Genomic DNA, 19,634 nt, shown 5'->3' on the forward strand with positions numbered 1-19,634 from the left:
CCGGTTAAGCCTGTCACGTCAACCTTCCTTAACCGCCGGTAGCCATGATGGGGATCGAACCCATGTGGAAGCCCCCATGCTCAAGCGTTTCCTCAAAGACGAGTCCGGCGCAACCGTCGTGGAATATGGCTTAATCGTCGCGATAATCTGTGCCGCCATCATCACGGGTGCCGTCGAGGTCGCCGACGGTCTCCGGTCGCTTTGGGGCAACAGCGACAGCGAGTTGCGGCAGGCGCTCAATTAATCCGGCTTGGGCTTCCCGCTTTTCTCCTCCAGCACCTTGGTGAGCGACACCTGTCCCGAGCCGGGTTGGAGTGGCTTCTGCTGCGAGGCATGCGGCGCCCAGCCTGACAACCACACCAGCGCGAAGGTCGCTCGAACCCGGCCGTCGGGGTCGGAGAAACGTTCGGCATAGATTTCAGCCGCGCGGGCGAAGAGCCGCCTCGTCGCCGGCTTGCGCGACCGATCGAGAAGCGCGTTGGTGGCGCCCATGGCGCGCAGGTCGCGGAGGAGGCCGAACATCGACTCGTAGCGCACGGTGATCGTCTCGACGTCGGCGACCGGCAGAGCGAAGCCGGCACGCTGGAGCAGGGCGCCCGCGTCGCGTATGTCGGTGAAGGGAATGACGCGGGGGCTCGCGCCCCCGCTGATCTCGGTCTCTGCCGCCAGAAGGCTCTCGCGCAGTTCCGTCAGCGTGCCGCTGCCGGCGAAGGCTGCAAGGACCAGGCCATCCGGCCTCAGAGCGCGGCGGATCTGGATAAGCAGACCGGGGATGTCATTGGCTTCCTGGAAGGACAGCAGCGACACGGCAAGATCGATGCTCTCGGGCTCGAAAGGCATGCGATCCAGGGGCGAGACGAGCCCGTCACCGCCGGCCAGAAATGCGGAATCGGTCTCGACCCGCGTCACTTTCGCCACCTTTCCGCTGGCTGCAAGCACGTCGGCCGCGGCAGGCGTGAGCGAAAACAGCGCCGCTGCATGGTCGAAACGCCGCTCGACGGTGGCAAGCCGATCGGCCAGATCCTCCGCCGCGCGATCCATCAGGAAGCTCGCTCCGGGCATAGCGGCGGCGAGCGCGCGGCGTTTTCGTCGTATGGTGAGTTCGGCATCGAAGATCGGCTGCACGGCGTGTTTTCCAGCAAATGGGCCAAAAGGCAAAGTGGCAGAGCCTCATATAGGGAGACGGTTTGGTTTCCTAGCGCGCATCACCGTGATAAATGTCCGGCTGCCCGGGCAGGTGCCGCTACGTTTCCCCTGCCTGGGTCTTGTGGGCGGCAGGTTGTCGGAAGCCCGACCGTTTCCGGAGCCTGCTTGGGTCGGTGGGGCATGTTCGACTTCAAAGGTCTGACGAAGACGATGGGCGCCATTCCGGCGCGGCTTCTGTTTCCGCCGGTCTGTGCGGGTTGCCGCAGGAAGGTTTCGGAGCCGGGCACGCTCTGCGGTGCATGCTGGCCCCGGCTGCGCTTTTTGGAAAAGCCCTGGTGCCATGTGATGGGTACGCCCTTCACCCATGACATGGGCGCGAATTTCCTGTCGGCCGCAGCGATCGCCGACCCCCCGCCCTTCGAGCGCGCGCGTGCGGCCGTCGCCTATTCCGGCGTGGCCCGTTCGATGGCGCAGGCATTGAAATACAACGACCGCGCCGATCTTGCTCCATGGATGGCGCGCTGGATGCTGCGAGCGGGCGCCGAGCTCATTGCCGATGCGGATCTCGTCGTGCCGCTGCCGCTGCATTGGCGCCGCTTCCTCGGCAGGCGCTACAATCAGTCGGCCGAACTGGGGCGGGCCTTGGCCTCCCTAAGCGGGCTGCGCTTCGAGCCCGAGGCACTGCGCCGGGCGAAGGTGACGCGCCGTCAAGTGGGCCTCCATCGCCGAGAGCGTGAGGACAATGTGCGCGGCGCTTTCCAGGTGCCGGCCGATGCGGAGATCCTTGTACGGGGCCGCCGCGTCCTGCTGGTCGACGACGTCTATACGACTGGCGCGACAGTCGCGGCCGCAACCCGGGCCCTGAAGCGCGGCGGCGCGGCGGCGGTCGATGTGCTGACCTTTGCGCGGGTGCTGCCGGGGGACTTCCGGCACGACGAGGCAGCCACTATATGACCGGAGGGTTGATATCGTGTTTGGTGGACTTTACCGGAACCGGCCATGGTTGATGTGACGATCTATACACGCGTGATGTGCGGCTATTGCGCGGCCGCGAAGAGCCTGCTCGACCGCAAGGGCGTGGCCTATACCGAGCATGATGCTAGTTTTTCGCCTGAACTTCGTCAGGAAATGATCGCGCGCGCCAACGGCCGCTACACTTTCCCGCAGATTTTCGTCGGCGACGTGCATGTGGGTGGGTCGGACGACCTTCATGCGTTGGAGGCCCAGGGCCGTCTCGACGAGCTTCTGCGCACCGGCCGGTTGAACTGAGGATCCAAGATGACTGTTTTCAAGGCCGCTGCCGTCCAGATGCGATCCGGCACAGACGTCGAGCGCAATGCGAGGGTTTTCGAGGAGATGGTGCGCCAGGCCGCGGGGCAAGGGGCTCATTATGTGCAGACGCCGGAAATGACAGGCGCCATCGTTCGCGACAAGGAGGCGCGGGCAGCGGCTTTCACCACCCAGGATCGCGACTTGATCGCGACCACTGCCGCCCGTTTGGCGGCGGAGCTCGGTATCCATCTCCATGTCGGATCCACCGCGATCCTGCGCGAAGACGGCAAGCTCGCCAACCGCGCCTTCCTGTTTGGGCCCGATGGCGGTCTGATCACCTCCTACGACAAGATCCACATGTTCGACGTCGATCTCGACAAGGGCGAGAGCTGGCGCGAGTCGTCGGCCTACGAGCCGGGAAAGCGGGGCGTGGTGGCCGACCTGGCGATCGCCCGGCTCGGCTTCGCCATCTGCTACGACCTGCGCTTCCCACAGCTATTCCGTGCCGAGGCGCAGGCCGGCGCTTCGGTGCTCACCGCGCCGGCGGCCTTCACGCGCCAGACAGGCGAGGCGCACTGGCACGTCCTGCTGCGCGCCCGTGCGATCGAAAACGGTGCATGGGTGGTGGCCGCCGCTCAAGGTGGGCTTCACGAGGACGGGCGCGAAACCTATGGCCATTCGATGATTGTCGATCCGTGGGGCCGCATTGTGGCTGAGGCCCTGCATGACGAGCCCGGGATCGTGGTCGCGGAGATCGACACGGAAGCTTCCGTCGCGGCGCGCCGCAAGATCCCCAATCTAAAGAACGCGCGCGACTTCACAGTCGAAATCGTGGAAGCCGGATTCCGGGATTTGCGGGGAGCGGCATCGTGATCCGTTTCTCACTGATCTGCGACCAGGCCCATGAATTCGAGGCCTGGTTCCGCAACAATGACGATTTCGACAAGCAGGCGAGGCGGGGCCTCGTGGAATGCCCGCATTGCGGCTCGGGCAAGGTCGAGAAGGCGCTAATGGCGCCGGCCGTCTCCACCTCGCGCAAGAAGGAAAAGATCGCGCTCGCCATGGGCGAGGCGCAGAAGCAGGCCGTGGCGCAATTGAAGGCACTGTCCGAGAAGCTGCGCGAGAATGCCGACTATGTCGGCGACAAGTTTGCCGAGGAAGCGCGCAAGATTCATTTCGGCGAGACCGACGCCCGAGGAATCTATGGGGAGGCCACCGCCGAGGACGTGCGCGGCCTTGTCGAGGACGGCGTCGATTTCATGCCGATCCCGGTTTTCCCGGATGACAGAAACTGACGTGCCCGCGGATCGGGCCGCCGAGATTACCATTCGAACGACCTTGCTCCGCTTGGCTGTGAATGGTGAGTGGTCATTAGTGAATGGTGTTGGGCGCGAACTCTCAGGAATGTTCCATTCAGCATTGATCATTCATTCACAGCCGAACGAAGCTGGCGCCCGTCTGCCATGAAACACCTTTGGAACTCGGCCTTCGGACTTCTCGTCGTCACCGGCGTGCTGCTCGGCCTGGCGCTGCCCTTGGGCAAGCTGGCGACGGAAGGCGGCGTGCCGGCCATGCTGTGGGCCTTCGTGATATCGGCGGGCGCGGGCTCGGTCCTGCTCTGCGCGCTATTGCTGGGACGCAAGCGTCCGAGGCTTACCCCGCACAAGCTTCGCTACTTCATCCTCGCGGCGGCGATCTCCTACGCAATTCCCAATCTCCTGATGTTCTCGGCGATCCCGCATCTCGGGGCGGGCTATACCGGCATCATGTTCACGATCTCTCCTGTGATCACGCTGATCCTGTCGATCCTGTTGGGCGTGCGTCGGCCAAATCTCCTCGGCATTGTCGGCATCGTGATCGGCTTTATCGGAGCGTTGGTCGTGGCGACGACGCGCGGTGAGGCGGGACAGCCGGCGGAGGTCTTCTGGGTGATCGTCGGACTTCTGATTCCCGTCAGTCTCGCGCTGGGCAACATTTACCGGACTTTCGACTGGCCCGAAGAAGCTGGACCGATCGAGCTTGCGGCCGGCAGTCATCTGGCGGCTGCCGCTATGCTCCTGGCGGGGTTGGTCATCACGGGCAAAGCAGTCGCTTTCGGCCTTTTGCCAGGCATTCCGCTGCTGGTGCTGGCTCAGGTGGCCGCCGCATCGGCCATGTTCGCCTTCTTCTTCCGCCTGCAGGCCGTCGGCGGGCCGGTTTATCTCAGCCAGATAGGCTATGTCGGCGCGGCGGTCGGCCTGATCTCAGGTATGCTCTTCCTCGGGGAACGTTATGAACTGCTCACCTGGGCAGGCGCGGCGATCCTTTCGGTCGGCGTGTTCATGACGACCAAGGCTCAGGCCGAAAAAGACTGAACTCCCGCTGAAGTGGTGTCGGCGCGACGTTTCGCCAAGCCATGACGATCGCGCTTTTCAACGTTGCCTCGTCGGCCCTAGCAAGCAGGAGCTTTGTCCAGCCTTGGCGGCCCCAAGTGCCGGGCACGGGCTGAAAAACCTCCGGCTCCGCGCCTGTCAGCATCTCCTGCTGTTCGGGTGTCAACTTCACGACGATATGATCCCCCGCTGGCGACGTCATGAAGATGCGGTTGCGGATCCGGAAGTCCGGTTTGCCGAAATGCGATTTCTCGATAGTTTCCGGCAAGGCGAGGGCGAGGTTGCGGGCGTCGGCGACATTCATGGCGGGATGATGCCATGCCCGCCAGCTACGCGTCTTGAAGGAATGTTACGTCAGTCGTCAGACGGAAGGTTTTTCGGCGAGAATCATGTAATTGACGTCAAGATCGTCGGATTTCTGCCAGCGATCGGCAAGGGGATGATAGGTCACGCCGGTTCGGTCGACGACGGTGAGGCCCGCCTTGCCCAAGGCGGCCTCCAACTCATCCGGTCGCACCAGCTTGCCGTATTGATGCGTTCCCCGCGGCAGCCAGCGCAGCACATATTCGGCCCCGATGATGGCGAGCCCCAGCGCCTTGAAGGTGCGGTTGATGGTGGCGATAAACATGATGCCGCCCGGCTTCACCATGTCGGCGCATTTGTCGAGGAACAAGTCGATGTCGGCGACATGCTCGACCACTTCCATGTTGAGGACTACGTCGAACTTCTCGCCTGCATCGGCGAGCTCCTCGGCCGTCGTGGCGCGGTAGTCGACGGTTACATTCGATTCGGCGGCATGCAGCTTCGCCACCTCGATATTCGTGGCGGCCGCGTCGGCGCCGACGACCTCGGCACCCAGACGTGCCATAGGCTCGCAGAGCAGCCCGCCGCCGCAGCCTATGTCGAGGAAGCGCAACCCCTCGAAGGGCCTTGCCGCGCGCGGATCGCGACCGAAACGTTCGGCGACATGGTCACGGATCCAGGCGAGCCGGACCGGATTGAATTTGTGGAGCGGCTTGAACTTGCCGTTGGGGTTCCACCATTCCGCTGCCAGGGCGGCGAAGTGTTCCACTTCGGAAACGTCGATGGTAGTTCGTCGAGCCTCGGCCATGGGCAGTCTCCTTCGCGGACACAAGGAAGTCGGGTGTGCGCGGGAGAATGTCAAGGCAACATATTTTTTTACCGCGGCTGACAAAAGTGATGGGAGAAGCCGCCGTCAGGACAATCGGTTGCTTTCGGCGAGCCGGGACAGCCTCGCCGCATAGTCGGCCCAGCCGGTATCCAGAAGCCGGCGTGTCGCCATCGGCACGCGACCCTCGTGGGTGAGCACGAAACGGACGAAACCGGCACGTTCTTCGAGCGTGAAGACCACACGCCCCGGCGGGGCCTGTTCCGTGCAGTCGAAGGACCAGACCATGCGACGTGGAGCTTGGATTTCGATCACCTCGACATCTGTCCAGCCCCGCCAGCCGAGGGCTTCATCGCCTCTGATGCAGAAGCGATGCCCCGCACGCGGCTGGAAATCGACGGCGAAGAACCACTGCGCGATGAGATCAGGCCGCGTCAGGCAGGCCCAGACGGTTGCCGGCGACGCCTTGATGTCGCGCTCAATCCTGATGGCGATCGGCTTCAGCATCGATCTTCTCCGCCAGTTCCTGCAGCAGGTTCGTTCGCTCTTCCCAGAATGCGGAAAGCCGCGTTGCCCACTCTGTGATCTCGCGCAGCGGAGCGGCCTCCAGCCGATAATAACGTTGGCGCCCGGCCACGCGGCGCGACACCAGTCCGGCTCGCCTCAGCGTCTGGAGGTGGAGCGATATCGCGGCGACCGTCACGCCGGCGCCGTCGGTGAGTTCCGTCACCGATCGTTCACCGGCCGCCAGTCGTTCCAGAAGGCGCCGCCTTGTGGGATCGGCAATCGCTGCAAAGGCGTCGCGCCTTGCGGTCTTCGGCACTTGCGTCCTCATTATAGTATATGCTTGAATGAAATATCGCGACCGCGGTCATCCGGTCAAGCATGCATTTCCTTGCCGATATCAGGAGGATGTTCGATGTCACAGACCAATGGAATCGTGCCCTGCCTCACCATCGACGGCGCCAAGGACGCCATCGAATTCTACAGGAAGGCTTTTGGGGCGAAGGAGGTGAGCCGTGCCGATGCGGACGACGGCAAGCGCCTCATGCACGCGCAGATCGAGATCAACGGCAGCCCGCTCATGATGTGGGATCTCTTTCCCGAATTCGGCATGGATACCGGTGCGCCGCGCGGCGTGACCATCCATCTGGAGGTGGACGATTCCGACAAATGGTGGTCTCGCGCGGTCGATGCGGGAGCGACCGTCTCCATGCCGATCCAGGACGTGTTCTGGGGCAGCCGCTATGGCCAGCTCAAGGATCCGTTCGGCCATACTTGGTCTATAGGGTCTCCGCTGAAGAGTTGAGCCGGCCCCCAGGGCAATGCCGTAACCGGAGCTGCCCGCGGTGTCCCCGAAGGCGGTCAAGCCTTGCGAACGCTCACCGGAAATGGTGTTGCCCAGCGGGCCCGTGAGCGTGGCGTCCCGGCCGCCTGGTTGCGCCCGGCGATCCCCAGCACGCTAAATGAAGCCTGCCCCCGGAGAACCGGCGTCTGGGCGATATAAGTTGGGCCGAAGAACACGAGATTTCCGCCTCCCTCCAGCCTCCCAGAACAGTATTGGGACGGGAACAGCCAATCCGAGACGGTCGCGAACAAGCACGACGGCCGGCAGCCTGCGCCTTATTGAACTCAGGCTTCTATGCGCGTGCGGCCTGCCGCAGGCACGTTACTGTCACAAAGGCGGTCGGGCACAGTGCGGCGGGCTTCCCCTGCGCCGATTCGCGCCGGGGCGGCGCTGTCTGGCAGCTTGCGGAACCGGGGCGTTTTGGCTATGAGGCCACCGCATCCGGCGCCTTCGCGGCGCTGTCGTTCGAACACTTCCGCCGGCTGCGACTTCGGCGGCCTCAGAAAAGGCAATCCGCTTCCATGGCGCGCATCGTGATGAAATTCGGCGGAACTTCCGTCGCCGACATCAGCCGCATCCGCAATGTGGCGCGGCATGTCAAACGCGAGGTCGATGCCGGCCACGAGGTTGCCGTGGTGGTTTCGGCCATGGCCGGCAGGACCAATGAGCTGGTTGGCTGGACCCGCGAAGCCTCGGCGCTTCATGACGCGCGCGAATACGATGCCGTCGTCGCCTCGGGCGAACAGGTCACGGCCGGCCTTCTGGCCATCGTTCTGCAGTCGATGGGTGTCAACGCCCGCTCCTGGCAGGGCTGGCAGATCCCGATCCGCACCGATAACGCCCATGGCGCGGCGCGCATCACGGACATAGACGGCTCCTTCCTGGTCAAGCGGTTCGGCGAGGGCCAGGTGGCTGTCGTCGCCGGCTTCCAGGGGCTTGGCCCGGACAACCGCATCGCCACGCTCGGCCGCGGCGGCTCCGACACCAGCGCCGTCGCCATTGCCGCCGCGGTGAAGGCCGACCGCTGCGACATCTATACCGACGTGGACGGGGTCTACACCACCGATCCACGCATCGAACCGAAGGCGAGACGGCTTGCAAAAATCTCCTTCGAGGAGATGCTGGAGATGGCGTCGCTGGGCGCCAAGGTGCTGCAGGTCCGCTCGGTGGAACTCGCCATGGTGCATCGTGTCCGCACATTCGTGCGGTCGTCCTTCGAGGATCCCGATGCGCCGGGCATGGGCGATCTCCTGAACCCGCCCGGAACGCTCATTTGCGACGAGGAAGAAATCGTGGAACAGCAGGTCGTTACCGGAATTGCCTACGCTAAGGACGAGGCGCAGATCTCGTTGCGCCGCGTCGCCGACCGGCCGGGTGTCGCGGCCGGCATCTTCGGTCCGCTGGCGGAGGCCAACATCAATGTCGACATGATCGTCCAGAACATCTCGGAGGACGGCAAGTTCACCGACATGACCTTCACCGTGCCGTCGGGCGACATCGAGAAGGCGCTTACGGTTCTCGATCGGGTCAAGAAGACCATCGGCTTCGACGTCGTCCAGTCGGAAACCGGCATGTCGAAGATTTCGGTGATCGGCATCGGCATGAGGAGCCATGCAGGCGTCGCAGGGACCGCGTTCCGGGCGCTCGCTGAAAAATCGATCAATATCCGGGCGATCACCACCTCGGAGATCAAAATCTCCATCCTTATCGACGGTGCCTACACCGAACTCGCAGTTCGGACTTTGCATTCCGTTTACGGTCTGGATAAGCAGTAGTAGACCGGAATAAAATCGCGGCGTCACGGGTTGCCTTGGAAGGCGGTCGTCGGCGGCCGCCGAAAGAGGCCTCTAACGATGCGTGATCAAGCCGCCGGACCGCGCGTGCTTCTGAAACGCCTCCGCGAGTTGATGGCGGAGGCGCTGGAGCCGCAAGAGCGGCTCGACCGCATCGTGCGTGAGATCGCCGGCAACATGGTGGCCGAGGTCTGCTCGCTCTACGTCCTGCGCGCCGACGCGGTTCTGGAGCTTTACGCCACCGAAGGCCTCAATCCCGGCTCGGTCCACCTTGCGCAGCTCCGGCTGGGCCAGGGGCTCGTCGGCACCATCGCCGCTAGCGCGCGGCCGCTCAATCTGTCGGACGCGCAGCTTCATCCGGCCTTCGCCTATCTGCCGGAAACGGGTGAGGAGATCTATCACTCCTTCCTTGGCGTGCCGGTTCTGCGCGCCGGCCGCACCTTGGGTGTGCTCGTCGTTCAGAACCGCACCAAACGGCATTACCGCGACGACGAGCTCGAGGCGCTGGAAACCACCGCCATGGTGATCGCCGAAATGATCGCCACCGGCGATCTCGCGCGGCTCACCCGGCCCGGCCTGGAACTCGACCTGCGTCGTCCGGCAAGCTTTTCCGGCCTTTCCTTCAACGAAGGCGTCGGCCTCGGCCACGTCGTGCTGCACGAGCCGCGCATCGTCGTCACCAACCTGTTCAACGAGGATACGGAAGAAGAGCTTCGCCGTCTGGACGAGGCGCTCGGCTCACTCAGGCTTTCTATCGACGACATGCTGTCGCGCCGCGACGTCGCCTTCGAAGGCGAGCATCGGGCCGTGCTCGAAGCCTATCGCATGTTCGCCAACGACCGCGGCTGGGTCCGCCGTCTCGAGGAGGCGGTGCGCAACGGACTGACGGCCGAGGCGGCTGTCGAGAAGGTGCAGAGCGACATGCGCGCGCGCATGCTGCACATGACCGATCCCTATATGCGCGAGCGTATGAGCGATTTCGACGATCTCGCCAACCGTCTGCTGCGCCAGCTTATGGGGCATGGGCCGGAGGTGCTCGCCGCTGCGCTGCCCAAGGATGCGGTAATCGTGGCGCGCTCCATGGGAGCGGCCGAGTTGCTCGACTACCCCCGGGACAAGCTGCGCGGTCTCGTGCTGGAGGACGGCGCGGTCACCAGTCATGTCGTCATCGTTGCCCGTGCCATGGGCATTCCGGTAGCCGGTCAGATGAAGGGCGCCGTCTCCATGGCGGAGAATGGCGATGCCATCATCATCGATGGCGACGAGGGCCGCATCCATCTGCGGCCGCAGCCCGACGTCGAGGCGGCCTATGCCGAGAAGGTGCGCTTCCGGGCCCGCCGGCAGGAGCTCTATCGCGAGCTGCGCAACAAGCCGTCGAAAACCAAGGACGGTGCGCGCGTCGATCTGATGATGAATGCCGGCCTTTTCGTCGACTTGCCGCAGCTCGCCGAATCCGGCGCTGCCGGCATCGGCCTCTTCCGTACCGAGCTGCAATTCATGGTCGCGGCGACTTTCCCGCGCGCCGAGGCGCAGGAAAAACTCTATCGCGATGTGCTTGACGCGGCGAAGGGCAAGCCTGTCACCTTCCGCACCATCGACATCGGCGGCGACAAGGTCCTGCCTTATTTCAAGAATTCGGTGAATGAAGAGAACCCCGCGCTCGGCTGGCGGGCGATTCGCCTCACGCTCGATCGCCCGGCGCTGCTGCGCACCCAGATCCGCGCGCTGCTCAAGGCAGCCGGAGGGCGCGAACTGCGGGTGATGCTGCCCATGGTGACCGAGCTCGGCGAGATTTTCCAGGCCCGCGAGATCATCGATCGGGAAGTGCGCCACCTCTCCCGTTTCGCCCACGACCTGCCGAACATCCTGAAGCTCGGCGCCATGATCGAGGTGCCTGCGCTGCTCTTCCAGCTGGAGGAGCTGATGCGCGCCGTCGATTTCGTGTCGGTCGGCTCGAACGACCTGTTCCAGTTCGTGATGGCGACCGACCGCGGCAACACGCAGCTTTCCGACCGCTTCGACCCGCTGTCGGTGCCGTTTCTGCGCGTCCTCAAACAGATCGTCGACGCCGGCAAGGCCATGGATACGCCAGTCACGCTCTGCGGAGAGCTTGCCGGCAAGCCGATCTCGGCGATGGCCCTGGTCGGCCTGGGCTACCGCTCCATCTCCATGTCGCCTGCTGCGATCGGGCCGGTCAAGGCAATGCTCGCGGAACTGCAACTCGATAGGCTCGAGGCTTTCCTGACCGACGCGCTCTCCAGGCCGGACGCCGGCCGCAACACCCGCGAGGAGCTTGCCGCCTTCGCAAGGGAAAACAACATTCCTATTTGACCCGGTGATATGATCAGTCTGCCGCGCGACCGTATGGACCAGCTCGTCAAGCGTTTCGACATGCTCGAAGCGCAGATGGCTGCCGGGCCCGACCCCGAGGCCTATGTGAAGATGGCATCGGAGTATGCCGAGCTTCAGGACATGGCCGGCAAGATCCGGGAGCTGCGCGCCGCCGAGGGGGAGCTTGCCGATCTCGAGGCCATGCTCGCCGACAAGACCACCGACGCCGAGATGCGCGAACTCGCCGAAGCCGATCTGCCGGCGGTGGAGGAACGCATCGAGACGCTGCAGAAGGACATACAGATCCTGCTCCTGCCCAAGGACGCGGCGGACGAAAGAAATGCCATCCTGGAGATCCGGGCCGGCACCGGGGGCGACGAGGCCGCCCTTTTTGCCGGCGACCTTTTCAGGATGTACGAACGTTACGCGGCTTCGAAAGGCTGGCGCTTCGAAGTTGCCTCGGCCAGCGAGGGCGAGGTGGGCGGCTTCAAGGAAGTCATCGCCACAGTAGCGGGTAAGGGCGTCTTCGCGCATCTGAAATTCGAATCGGGCGTCCATCGCGTGCAGCGCGTGCCGGCCACGGAAGCGGGGGGGCGTATCCACACTTCGGCCGCGACTGTCGCGGTCCTGCCGGAAGCCGAGGAAGTCGACATCGACGTCAGGCCGGAAGACATCCGCATCGACACGATGCGTGCTTCCGGCGCCGGCGGTCAGCACGTCAACACCACTGATTCGGCCGTGCGGATCACGCATTTGCCGACCGGCATCGTCGTCGTCCAGGCAGAGAAGTCGCAGCATCAGAACCGCGCCCGCGCCATGCAGATCCTGCGCGCCCGGCTCTACGACATGGAACGCTCGAAAGCGGCGGAGGAACGCTCCGAATCGCGGCGGCTCCAGGTTGGCTCCGGCGATCGCTCGGAGCGCATCCGCACCTACAATTTCCCGCAAGGGCGCGTCACCGACCACCGTATCAACCTGACGCTCTATAAGCTCGACCGCGTCATGGAAGGCGAAATGGACGAGATCGTCGACGCGCTGATCGCCGATCATCAGTCCAGGCTGCTCGCCGAGTTCGGCTAGCCGTATCGACAACAAATGATGCCCGGCAACCACCCCGAAGCAACGATGACCGAGAGCCCATGACTGACGCCACGCTTGGCAGAGTGCTCCGCATGGCTAGAGCCGAGCTCGCCGCCGCGGGCATCGCCGATGCGGCACTCGACGCCAGGCTGATTGTCGAGCATTTTTCAGGTGCCTCGCGAACAGAGACGATTACGAACCCCGAACGGCCGCTCGATGCGGCAGTCACCGGGGCCATCATGGCGGCGGTGGCGCGGCGTGTGCGGGGAGAGCCGGTGCACCGTATCATCGGTTACCGCGAATTCCACGGCTTGCGACTCGCCTTGTCGCCTGAGACGTTGGAGCCGCGGCCTGATACCGAAATACTGGTCGACACGATGCTTCCTTTCCTGCGGATGGTCGCCGGCAAGGGCGAGGGCTGCCGCATTCTCGACCTGGGGACCGGCACCGGCGCGGTCGCGCTTGCCCTGCTGAAGGAGGTGCCCGAGGCCGAAGTCGTCGGCGTCGACATTTCCAAGGGCGCGCTCGACACTGCAGCCGCCAACGCACGGGCGGCGGGGCTTGCTCCGCGTTTCCGGCCGCTGCGTTCGGACTGGTTCTCGGCTGTTTCAGAAAAATTTCATGGAATTGTCTCGAATCCTCCCTATATATCCACTGCGGAACTGAACGATTTGCAGCCTGAGGTCAGGTTGTATGATCCGCTCAGGGCGCTTGATGGCGGCGCAAACGGGCTTGACGCCTACCAAATCATTGCGACAGGCGCAGGAGCGCATCTCGAAGAAGGCGGCCATATAGGCGTCGAGATCGGCTATCGGCAAAAGGACGAGGTCACTGGGATCTTTCGCGCGGCGGGCTACCGGCTGGTAGCGGCAGCGCGCGATTTCGGCGGCAATGACCGGGTGCTGGTGTTCGGCTTAGGAAAGCTTGCATGAACACCTTGCCGCACCGCAGAAATAAAGCTTGGCAACCCAGGCGAATACCGCTAGGGTCGAGCAACCGGATGAGACGAAGCAGGCAGTGCTGTTATCAATTCGGTTTCCAAATGAAACAAGCTGCCTTCTTGCGTGAGTGACGCCTTAGCTTCGTGCGGGGATCGTCCGGCAAGACATGAACCGGAACAGGATGGCACGTGGCGCCAGCGCAGACATTGCGGGCGAACACCGGCAGGACGGTACGGACCGGCGGGCAATGATGCGCCGCCGTTTGCGAACAATTTTCCAGATGTGAGATCGGGATGAGGCCACAACAGCAGAACAGGCGCATGCGTGGGCGCAACAACAATAACAACAACAATAACCGCAAGGGTCCGAACCCCCTTACCCGCAACTATGAAAGCAACGGGCCGGACGTTAAGATCCGTGGCTCCGCGCAGCAGATCGCAGAAAAGTACGCCGCGCTGGCGCGTGATGCGCAGAGCGCCGGCGACAGGGTGATGGCGGAGAACTATCTCCAGCACGCCGAGCACTATAATCGCATCATCGCGGCCGCGCAGGCGCAGATGCCGATCCATCAGCAGGCGCGCGACAATCGCGAGGAACTGGACGAAGAGCTCGACGACGAGGTGGAGGGCGCTCAGCAGGAAATCCGGGCGGCGCCGCAACAGCAGCCCCAACAGAACCAGCCGCAGCCGCAGGCTCAGCCCGTGGACGGGTCTGGCCCGCAGCCGGTGATCGAAGGCATGCCCGCCGAGGTGGCGCTCAATCAGGAGGCCGCCGAGTCGAACGGCACTCGCGAGCCGCGCGCCAACGGCAATCACGTCGCCGCCGGCGGCGAGGAAGAGGCCCCGGCGCGCCGCCCGCGCCGTCCGCGCCGTCCGCGTACCCGGCCCGAGCTCACCGAGCAAGCCAATGCCGGCGAAGCCGAGCCGAACGGCAATGTGGCGTCGCCCGAGCCTTCCGCCCACGAGGCGTCGGATCCGGCCACCGCTGCGCAAGGTTAGGGCAACAGGATTTCAGGACTGGGACGGCGGAGAATTTCTCCGCCGTTTTTTTGTTTCTCCGCAAGCTCTTCATCTCCTTGAGCAAGGAAGGTGACCGCCCCATATCAGGCGCGTAGGAGCCAGGCTCTCAGGGGCGGGCTCGTCACCTTAGGCTGATCCGGTGCCGCCAAGCGGGCCGGTGATGGAACGGAGACAGTTATGAATATCGAGAAATATTCCGAGCGCGTGCGCGGTTTCATTCAGTCGGCACAAACCGACGCGCTGTCGCGCAATCACCAGCAATTCACCCCGGAACACATCCTCAAGGTTCTCGTCGATGACGAGGAAGGGCTCGCCGCATCGTTGATCGAACGCGCCGGCGGCAATGCGCGCGACGTCAGGTTGGGCGTGGATGCGGCGCTGCAGGCCATGCCGCGCGTCGAGGGCGGCAATGGGCAGCTCTATATGGCTCAGCCGCTCGCCAAGGTTTTCACCACTGCGGAGGAACTGGCGAAAAAGGCGGGCGACAGCTTCGTCACCGTCGAGCGCCTGCTTACCGCGCTTGCCGTGGAGAAGTCCGCCAAGACTTCCGAAATTCTGGCCAAGGCAGGCGTCACGCCGCAGGCCTTGAACCAGGTCATCAACGACGTGCGCAAGGGGCGAACCGCCGACACGGCCAGCGCGGAACAGGGCTATGACGCGCTGAAGAAATATGCGCGCGACCTCACCGCCGATGCCCGAGCGGGCAAGCTCGATCCGGTGATCGGCCGCGATGACGAGATCCGTCGCACCATCCAGGTCCTGTCGCGCCGGACCAAGAACAATCCGGTGCTGATCGGCGAGCCCGGCGTCGGCAAAACCGCGATTGCTGAAGGGCTGGCGCTCAGGATCGTCAATGGCGACGTGCCGGAATCGTTGAAGGACAAGCAGTTGATGGCGCTCGACATGGGCGCGCTGATCGCGGGGGCGAAGTATCGCGGCGAATTCGAAGAGCGCCTGAAGGCCGTGCTTTCGGAAGTGACGGCCGCCGACGGCAACATCATCCTGTTCATCGACGAGATGCATACGCTGGTTGGTGCCGGCAAGGCTGATGGCGCGATGGATGCGTCCAACCTGCTGAAGCCCGCTCTCGCGCGTGGAGAACTGCATTGCGTCGGCGCGACCACGCTCGACGAGTATCGCAAGCATGTCGAGAAGGACGCTGCGCTCGCCCGCCGCTTCCAGCCGGTTTTCGTCAACGAGCCGACGGTCGAGGATACGGTCTCGATTCTGCGCGGGCTGAAGGAGAAGTACGAGCAGCATCACAAGGTGCGTATCTCAGACTCCGCGCTGGTCGCCGCCGCCAATCTATCGAACCGCTACATCACCGACCGCTTCCTGCCGGACAAGGCGATCGACCTGGTAGATGAAGCGGCGTCGCGGCTGAGGATGCAGGTCGATTCCAAGCCCGAGGCTTTGGACGAGGTCGACCGCCGCATCATGCAGCTGAAAATCGAGCGTGAGGCCCTCAAGGTCGAAAAGGACGAGGCGTCGAAGGACCGCCTTGCCCGGCTCGAGCAGGAACTGACCAGCCTCGAAGAGGAATCCGCCGCGCTGACCGCGAAGTGGCAAGCCGAGAAGCAGAAGCTGGGCCTTGCGGCGGATCTGAAGAAACAGCTCGACGAGGCGCGCAACGAACTTGCCATCGCCCAGCGCAAGGGCGAGTTCAGCCGCGCCGGCGAGCTTGCCTATGGCAAGATCCCGGAACTCGAGAAGAAGCTGGCGGAAGCCGAGGCGCAGGACGGCAAGGGCGGCGGCATGGTCGAAGAGACCGTGACGCCCGACCACGTCGCGCATGTCGTGTCGCGTTGGACAGGCATTCCGGTCGACAAGATGCTGGAAGGCCAGCGCGAGAAATTGCTGCGCATGGAGGACGAACTCGCCAAGCGCGTCGTCGGACAGGGCGAGGCCGTACAGGCCGTGTCCAAGGCAGTGCGGCGCGCCCGCGCGGGGTTGCAGGATCCGAACCGCCCGATCGGCTCTTTCATGTTCCTGGGCCCGACGGGTGTCGGCAAGACCGAGCTGACGAAGGCGCTCGCGTCCTTCCTGTTCGACGACGAGAGCGCGATGGTGCGCATCGACATGTCGGAGTTCATGGAGAAACATTCCGTTGCCCGCTTGATCGGCGCGCCTCCTGGCTATGTCGGTTACGAGGAAGGCGGCGCGCTGACGGAAGCGGTTCGGCGCCGGCCTTACCAGGTCGTGCTGTTCGACGAGATCGAGAAGGCGCATCCCGACGTCTTCAACGTGCTGCTGCAGGTGCTCGACGACGGCCGCCTGACCGACGGTCAGGGTCGCACGGTCGATTTCCGCAACACGCTGATCATCATGACGTCGAATCTCGGCGCCGAGTATCTTGTCAATCTCGGCGAGGGCGAGGATGTCGACAAGGTGCGCGACGAGGTGATGGCCGTGGTCAAGGCTTCGTTCCGGCCGGAGTTCCTGAACCGTGTCGATGAGGTGATTCTGTTCCATCGGCTGCGGCGGCAGGATATGGGCCGCATCGTCGAGATCCAGCTCCAGCGCCTGGAGAAGCTGCTCTCCGACCGCAAGATCACCCTGTCGCTCGATCAGGAGGCTATCGATTGGCTGGCGAACAAGGGCTATGATCCTGCCTATGGCGCACGCCCGCTGAAGCGTGTCATGCAGAAGGAACTGCAAGACCCGCTGGCCGAGAAAATCCTGCTCGGCGAGATTCTCGACGGTTCCACCGTCAAGATCACGGCTGGCTCCGACCGGCTGAACTTCCGGTCGAAGGCGACGGTCGCGGAGCCCGAGAAAGCGGAAAAGGCCGCTTAGATCATTTCGCAGCCGACCGGATTCGGTCGGCGACGCGAGAATGCGGCAAAAACAAAGACCTAAAGCGTGTCACCCGACTCCGATTGCCAGCGACACGCTTTAGGCACTTTAAGCGCCTTCCTCCGTCCTCTGGAGGGAGGCGCTTGGACAAGAGAGAGGGATGGGGAACGGGGTGGGGATGACCCTGGACGAATATAACGGTTTCTGCGGTTCGCTGCCGGCGTCCACGCATGTGGTGCAATGGGGTGGCGCCCATGTCTGGAAAGTCGGCGGCAAAGTTTTCGCCATTGCCGGCTGGCACGAGGGAAAAATCCCGCACATCACGTTCAAATGTTCTGACCTCGCCTTTTCAATTTTGAAGGAACAGGACGGGCTGCGCCCTGCTCCCTATCTCGCCTCGCGCGGCATGAGTTGGATACAGCGACAGACCGATGAAGCCATGGACGACGAGGCGCTCAGGGATTACCTGCGCGAGAGCCACCGGCTCGTCTGCCTGAAGCTGACGCGCAAGGCGCGCGCCGAACTGGGGCTTTCCCCCTCATGAGGAACTCAAAGGCGGCCGGCTGTGTTGTGCTCGTGATCCCGGCGGCCATTTTCATGCCCTGTTCATCGTCGAGGGTCGATTTGGCCGGTGGGGGCAGTTAGCGGGTTCTTGGGCTTTTGTCCGCGGGACGGCGATGCCCGGCGAATGGAGAGATTTGAGCAATATGTTCCGCAAGATCATCGTCTTATCGGCCGTTCTGGTGGGCGCCTCCACGATCGATGCGGCGGCTGCGCTGGCCGAACGGGAAGGCACACGTGATTCGCGGCATCGGCCGGCCGCTGCGGCGTCCCATGCCGATGGCCTGCATCTTGCCCAGACGGGCGATGTCGAAGTCTACTATGACGGCCAGGGGCGGCGCGTCATCGTCGATGCCTTCACGGGCGAGATCCTCTCCATCGACCGACCCCGCCGCCAAAATGGCCGTGAAGGCCAGCGCCGCGCCGAGCGCGAGCGCGAGTTGCGCCACCCCGGGCGCTATTATCTGGATGACCCCGAGGACATGGAGCGCTTCCGTCGCGACCAGGGCCTGTTCGCGCCGCCGGTCGACGAATATGGGGAGTATCCGCCCGAGGCATATCCCGAGGCGCCGCGAGAACGCTATCGCGATCCCTATAACGAGCCTTATGAAGAGCAACCGCCGATCCTCGCCTATCCATCAGATCCCAACCAGGGTTCGATCCTCGGTGGTCCGATCGAGCGTCGTTCCCTGCCGGATGCGCGGGAATGGTCCGAAACGGCACCGCCGAGCGAGACCATCATCGAGCCGGCACTGCCGCGCTCCGAGCCGCTGACGAGCTTCGCAGCGCGCGACGACGTCGCCGCCCTGCAAGTGCTGCTCGATCGCGCGGGTGCCTCGCCGGGTGTCATCGACGGCCGGTTCGGTTCGAATGTCGACAAGGCGCTCGTCGTGTATCGTGAGATCACGGGCGAGAACCTGAAATCGACCGACGCGGAAGGCATCAAGAAGGCGCTCGCCGCCAGTGGCGGCGATCCCTTCACCACCTACGAGATAACGGCTACCGACGCTGCCGGCCCCTATGTGGCTTCGGTTCCCGCCGACTACGGAGAGAAGGCCAAGCTCGACAAGCTCAGCTACACTTCTGTCGCGGAAATGCTGGCCGAACGTTTCCACATGGACGAGAACTATCTCAAGGCCCTCAATCCCGAGGCCAATTTCAATCGCCCGGGCACAATCATCAAGGTCGCCAATGTCGGCGCCAACGTCAAAGGCGAGGTTGCCAGGATCATTGCCGACAAGGGCCGCAAGCAAGTGCGCGCCTATGCGGCGGATGGGAAGCTGATCGCCGCCTATCCCGCCACGATCGGCTCGACCGACACGCCATCGCCGACAGGCACACATGCGGTTTCGCGCATCGCCTTCGATCCGGAATACACGTACAATCCGAAGATCAACTTCAAGCAGGGCAACAACAACAGGGTCCTCAGGATCCCGCCCGGCCCCAATGGACCGGTGGGCTCGATCTGGATCGCGTTGGACAAGCCGACCTACGGCATCCATGGCACGCCAGATCCTTCGAAGATCGGCAAGACGGAAAGCCATGGCTGCGTGCGCCTGACCAACTGGGACGCGCAGGAGCTCGCCAAGCTCGTGAAGCCGGGCGTCCCCGTAGACTTCATGGAGTAGGTCAACTGGGGAACGCCGGCGGTTCGTTCCGCTGGCGTCTCGACCCCGTGCCTTAACCCAAGGCAGACCTCCCGTCATCCGATCGCGTTCCCGGAAACCGCCGTTCATGCCGATGATGCGGCGCGGCTGCGAATACACGCGCCGCGGCTGCAATCAATCACGTCATCGGAATACCGCCACACTTGTTACTCCCACCGCTCGATTTCTGGTGCCAGACT

20 protein-coding genes are annotated in these 19,634 nt (G+C 63.8%); 15 read left to right on the plus strand and 5 right to left on the minus strand.

Annotated elements, in window-relative coordinates; all coding sequences use genetic code 11:
• Positions 1-76: 76 nt before the first annotated feature.
• Positions 77-244: a Flp family type IVb pilin gene (locus ACCO56_RS24735; protein ID WP_433643544.1), complete on the plus strand. Its 168-nt coding sequence runs from the start codon at positions 77-79 to the stop codon at positions 242-244.
• Here the strand turns inward: ACCO56_RS24735 and ACCO56_RS24740 are convergent.
• Positions 241-1,125: a class I SAM-dependent methyltransferase gene (locus tag ACCO56_RS24740; RefSeq protein ID WP_433643545.1), complete on the minus strand. Its 885-nt coding sequence runs from the start codon at positions 1,123-1,125 to the stop codon at positions 241-243. The genes ACCO56_RS24735 and ACCO56_RS24740 overlap by 4 nt on opposite strands.
• Before the next feature lie 201 nt (positions 1,126-1,326).
• Here ACCO56_RS24740 and ACCO56_RS24745 point away from each other — a divergent pair, with 201 nt between their 5' ends.
• The 5 genes from ACCO56_RS24745 to ACCO56_RS24765 all read left to right on the plus strand — a co-directional run bounded on the left by ACCO56_RS24745 (position 1,327) and on the right by ACCO56_RS24765 (position 4,772).
• Positions 1,327-2,100 carry a ComF family protein gene (locus ACCO56_RS24745; protein WP_433643546.1) on the plus strand — a complete coding sequence of 258 codons (774 nt, stop codon included), beginning with the start codon at positions 1,327-1,329 and terminating at the stop codon, positions 2,098-2,100.
• 45 nt (positions 2,101-2,145) lie between these two features.
• Positions 2,146-2,415, plus strand: a complete 270-nt coding sequence (gene grxC, locus ACCO56_RS24750; protein ID WP_433643547.1) for a glutaredoxin 3 — start codon at positions 2,146-2,148, stop codon at positions 2,413-2,415.
• Between the two features lie 9 nt (positions 2,416-2,424).
• Positions 2,425-3,291 (plus strand): carbon-nitrogen hydrolase family protein, encoded by an 867-nt coding sequence (locus tag ACCO56_RS24755; protein WP_433643548.1) that lies wholly within the window; start codon positions 2,425-2,427, stop codon positions 3,289-3,291.
• Entirely contained in the window at positions 3,288-3,713 is a 426-nt protein-coding gene (locus tag ACCO56_RS24760) for a DUF1178 family protein (protein WP_433643549.1), read from the plus strand. The genes ACCO56_RS24755 and ACCO56_RS24760 overlap by 4 nt, the downstream gene beginning before the upstream one ends.
• 168 nt (positions 3,714-3,881) lie before the next feature.
• Positions 3,882-4,772 carry a DMT family transporter gene (locus ACCO56_RS24765; RefSeq protein WP_433643550.1) on the plus strand — a complete coding sequence of 297 codons (891 nt, stop codon included), beginning with the start codon at positions 3,882-3,884 and terminating at the stop codon, positions 4,770-4,772.
• Here ACCO56_RS24765 and ACCO56_RS24770 read toward each other — a convergent pair.
• The 4 genes from ACCO56_RS24770 to ACCO56_RS24785 form a co-directional block, all read right to left on the minus strand.
• A complete protein-coding gene (locus tag ACCO56_RS24770) occupies positions 4,738-5,094 on the minus strand; it encodes an MmcQ/YjbR family DNA-binding protein (RefSeq protein WP_433643551.1) in 357 nt (118 codons plus the stop codon). The genes ACCO56_RS24765 and ACCO56_RS24770 overlap by 35 nt on opposite strands.
• Before the next feature lie 57 nt (positions 5,095-5,151).
• Positions 5,152-5,901, minus strand: coding sequence for a bifunctional 2-polyprenyl-6-hydroxyphenol methylase/3-demethylubiquinol 3-O-methyltransferase UbiG (gene ubiG, locus ACCO56_RS24775; RefSeq protein ID WP_433643552.1), 750 nt, complete (start codon positions 5,899-5,901; stop codon positions 5,152-5,154).
• A gap of 105 nt (positions 5,902-6,006) precedes the next feature.
• Positions 6,007-6,426 carry an SRPBCC family protein gene (locus ACCO56_RS24780; RefSeq protein ID WP_433643553.1) on the minus strand — a complete coding sequence of 140 codons (420 nt, stop codon included), beginning with the start codon at positions 6,424-6,426 and terminating at the stop codon, positions 6,007-6,009.
• Positions 6,398-6,742: an ArsR/SmtB family transcription factor gene (locus tag ACCO56_RS24785; RefSeq protein WP_433643554.1), complete on the minus strand. Its 345-nt coding sequence runs from the start codon at positions 6,740-6,742 to the stop codon at positions 6,398-6,400. Before ACCO56_RS24785 ends, ACCO56_RS24780 begins: the two co-directional genes overlap by 29 nt.
• Before the next feature lie 96 nt (positions 6,743-6,838).
• On the opposite strand from ACCO56_RS24785, the gene ACCO56_RS24790 reads away from it, so the two are divergent.
• The 9 genes from ACCO56_RS24790 to ACCO56_RS24830 all read left to right on the plus strand — a co-directional run bounded on the left by ACCO56_RS24790 (position 6,839) and on the right by ACCO56_RS24830 (position 19,416).
• The gene (locus ACCO56_RS24790; protein WP_433643555.1) at positions 6,839-7,228 is read left to right on the plus strand and encodes a VOC family protein; all 390 of its coding nucleotides are present in this window, start codon (positions 6,839-6,841) and stop codon (positions 7,226-7,228) included.
• A 560-nt stretch (positions 7,229-7,788) separates the two neighbouring features.
• Entirely contained in the window at positions 7,789-9,042 is a 1,254-nt protein-coding gene (locus ACCO56_RS24795) for an aspartate kinase (RefSeq protein WP_433643556.1), read from the plus strand.
• A gap of 78 nt (positions 9,043-9,120) precedes the next feature.
• Complete coding sequence (gene ptsP, locus ACCO56_RS24800) at positions 9,121-11,391, plus strand: phosphoenolpyruvate--protein phosphotransferase (protein WP_433643557.1); 2,271 nt, start codon at positions 9,121-9,123, stop codon at positions 11,389-11,391.
• Between the two features lie 9 nt (positions 11,392-11,400).
• On the plus strand, positions 11,401-12,471 hold the full coding sequence (gene prfA / locus ACCO56_RS24805; RefSeq protein ID WP_433643558.1) for a peptide chain release factor 1: 1,071 nt from the start codon (positions 11,401-11,403) through the stop codon (positions 12,469-12,471).
• Between the two features lie 92 nt (positions 12,472-12,563).
• Entirely contained in the window at positions 12,564-13,403 is an 840-nt protein-coding gene (gene prmC / locus ACCO56_RS24810; RefSeq protein WP_433643559.1) for a peptide chain release factor N(5)-glutamine methyltransferase, read from the plus strand.
• Between the two features lie 296 nt (positions 13,404-13,699).
• Positions 13,700-14,410: a DUF4167 domain-containing protein gene (locus ACCO56_RS24815; RefSeq protein WP_433643582.1), complete on the plus strand. Its 711-nt coding sequence runs from the start codon at positions 13,700-13,702 to the stop codon at positions 14,408-14,410.
• A gap of 198 nt (positions 14,411-14,608) precedes the next feature.
• Positions 14,609-17,227, plus strand: coding sequence for an ATP-dependent chaperone ClpB (gene clpB / locus ACCO56_RS24820; protein ID WP_433643560.1), 2,619 nt, complete (start codon positions 14,609-14,611; stop codon positions 17,225-17,227).
• A 178-nt stretch (positions 17,228-17,405) separates the two neighbouring features.
• On the plus strand, positions 17,406-17,771 hold the full coding sequence (locus ACCO56_RS24825) for an MmcQ/YjbR family DNA-binding protein (RefSeq protein WP_433643561.1): 366 nt from the start codon (positions 17,406-17,408) through the stop codon (positions 17,769-17,771).
• 163 nt (positions 17,772-17,934) lie between these two features.
• A complete protein-coding gene (locus ACCO56_RS24830) occupies positions 17,935-19,416 on the plus strand; it encodes a L,D-transpeptidase family protein (RefSeq protein ID WP_433643583.1) in 1,482 nt (493 codons plus the stop codon).
• Positions 19,417-19,634 lie beyond the last annotated feature (218 nt).

This window comes from Mesorhizobium sp. 1B3 (assembly GCF_050958605.1).
GTDB lineage: Bacteria > Pseudomonadota > Alphaproteobacteria > Rhizobiales > Rhizobiaceae.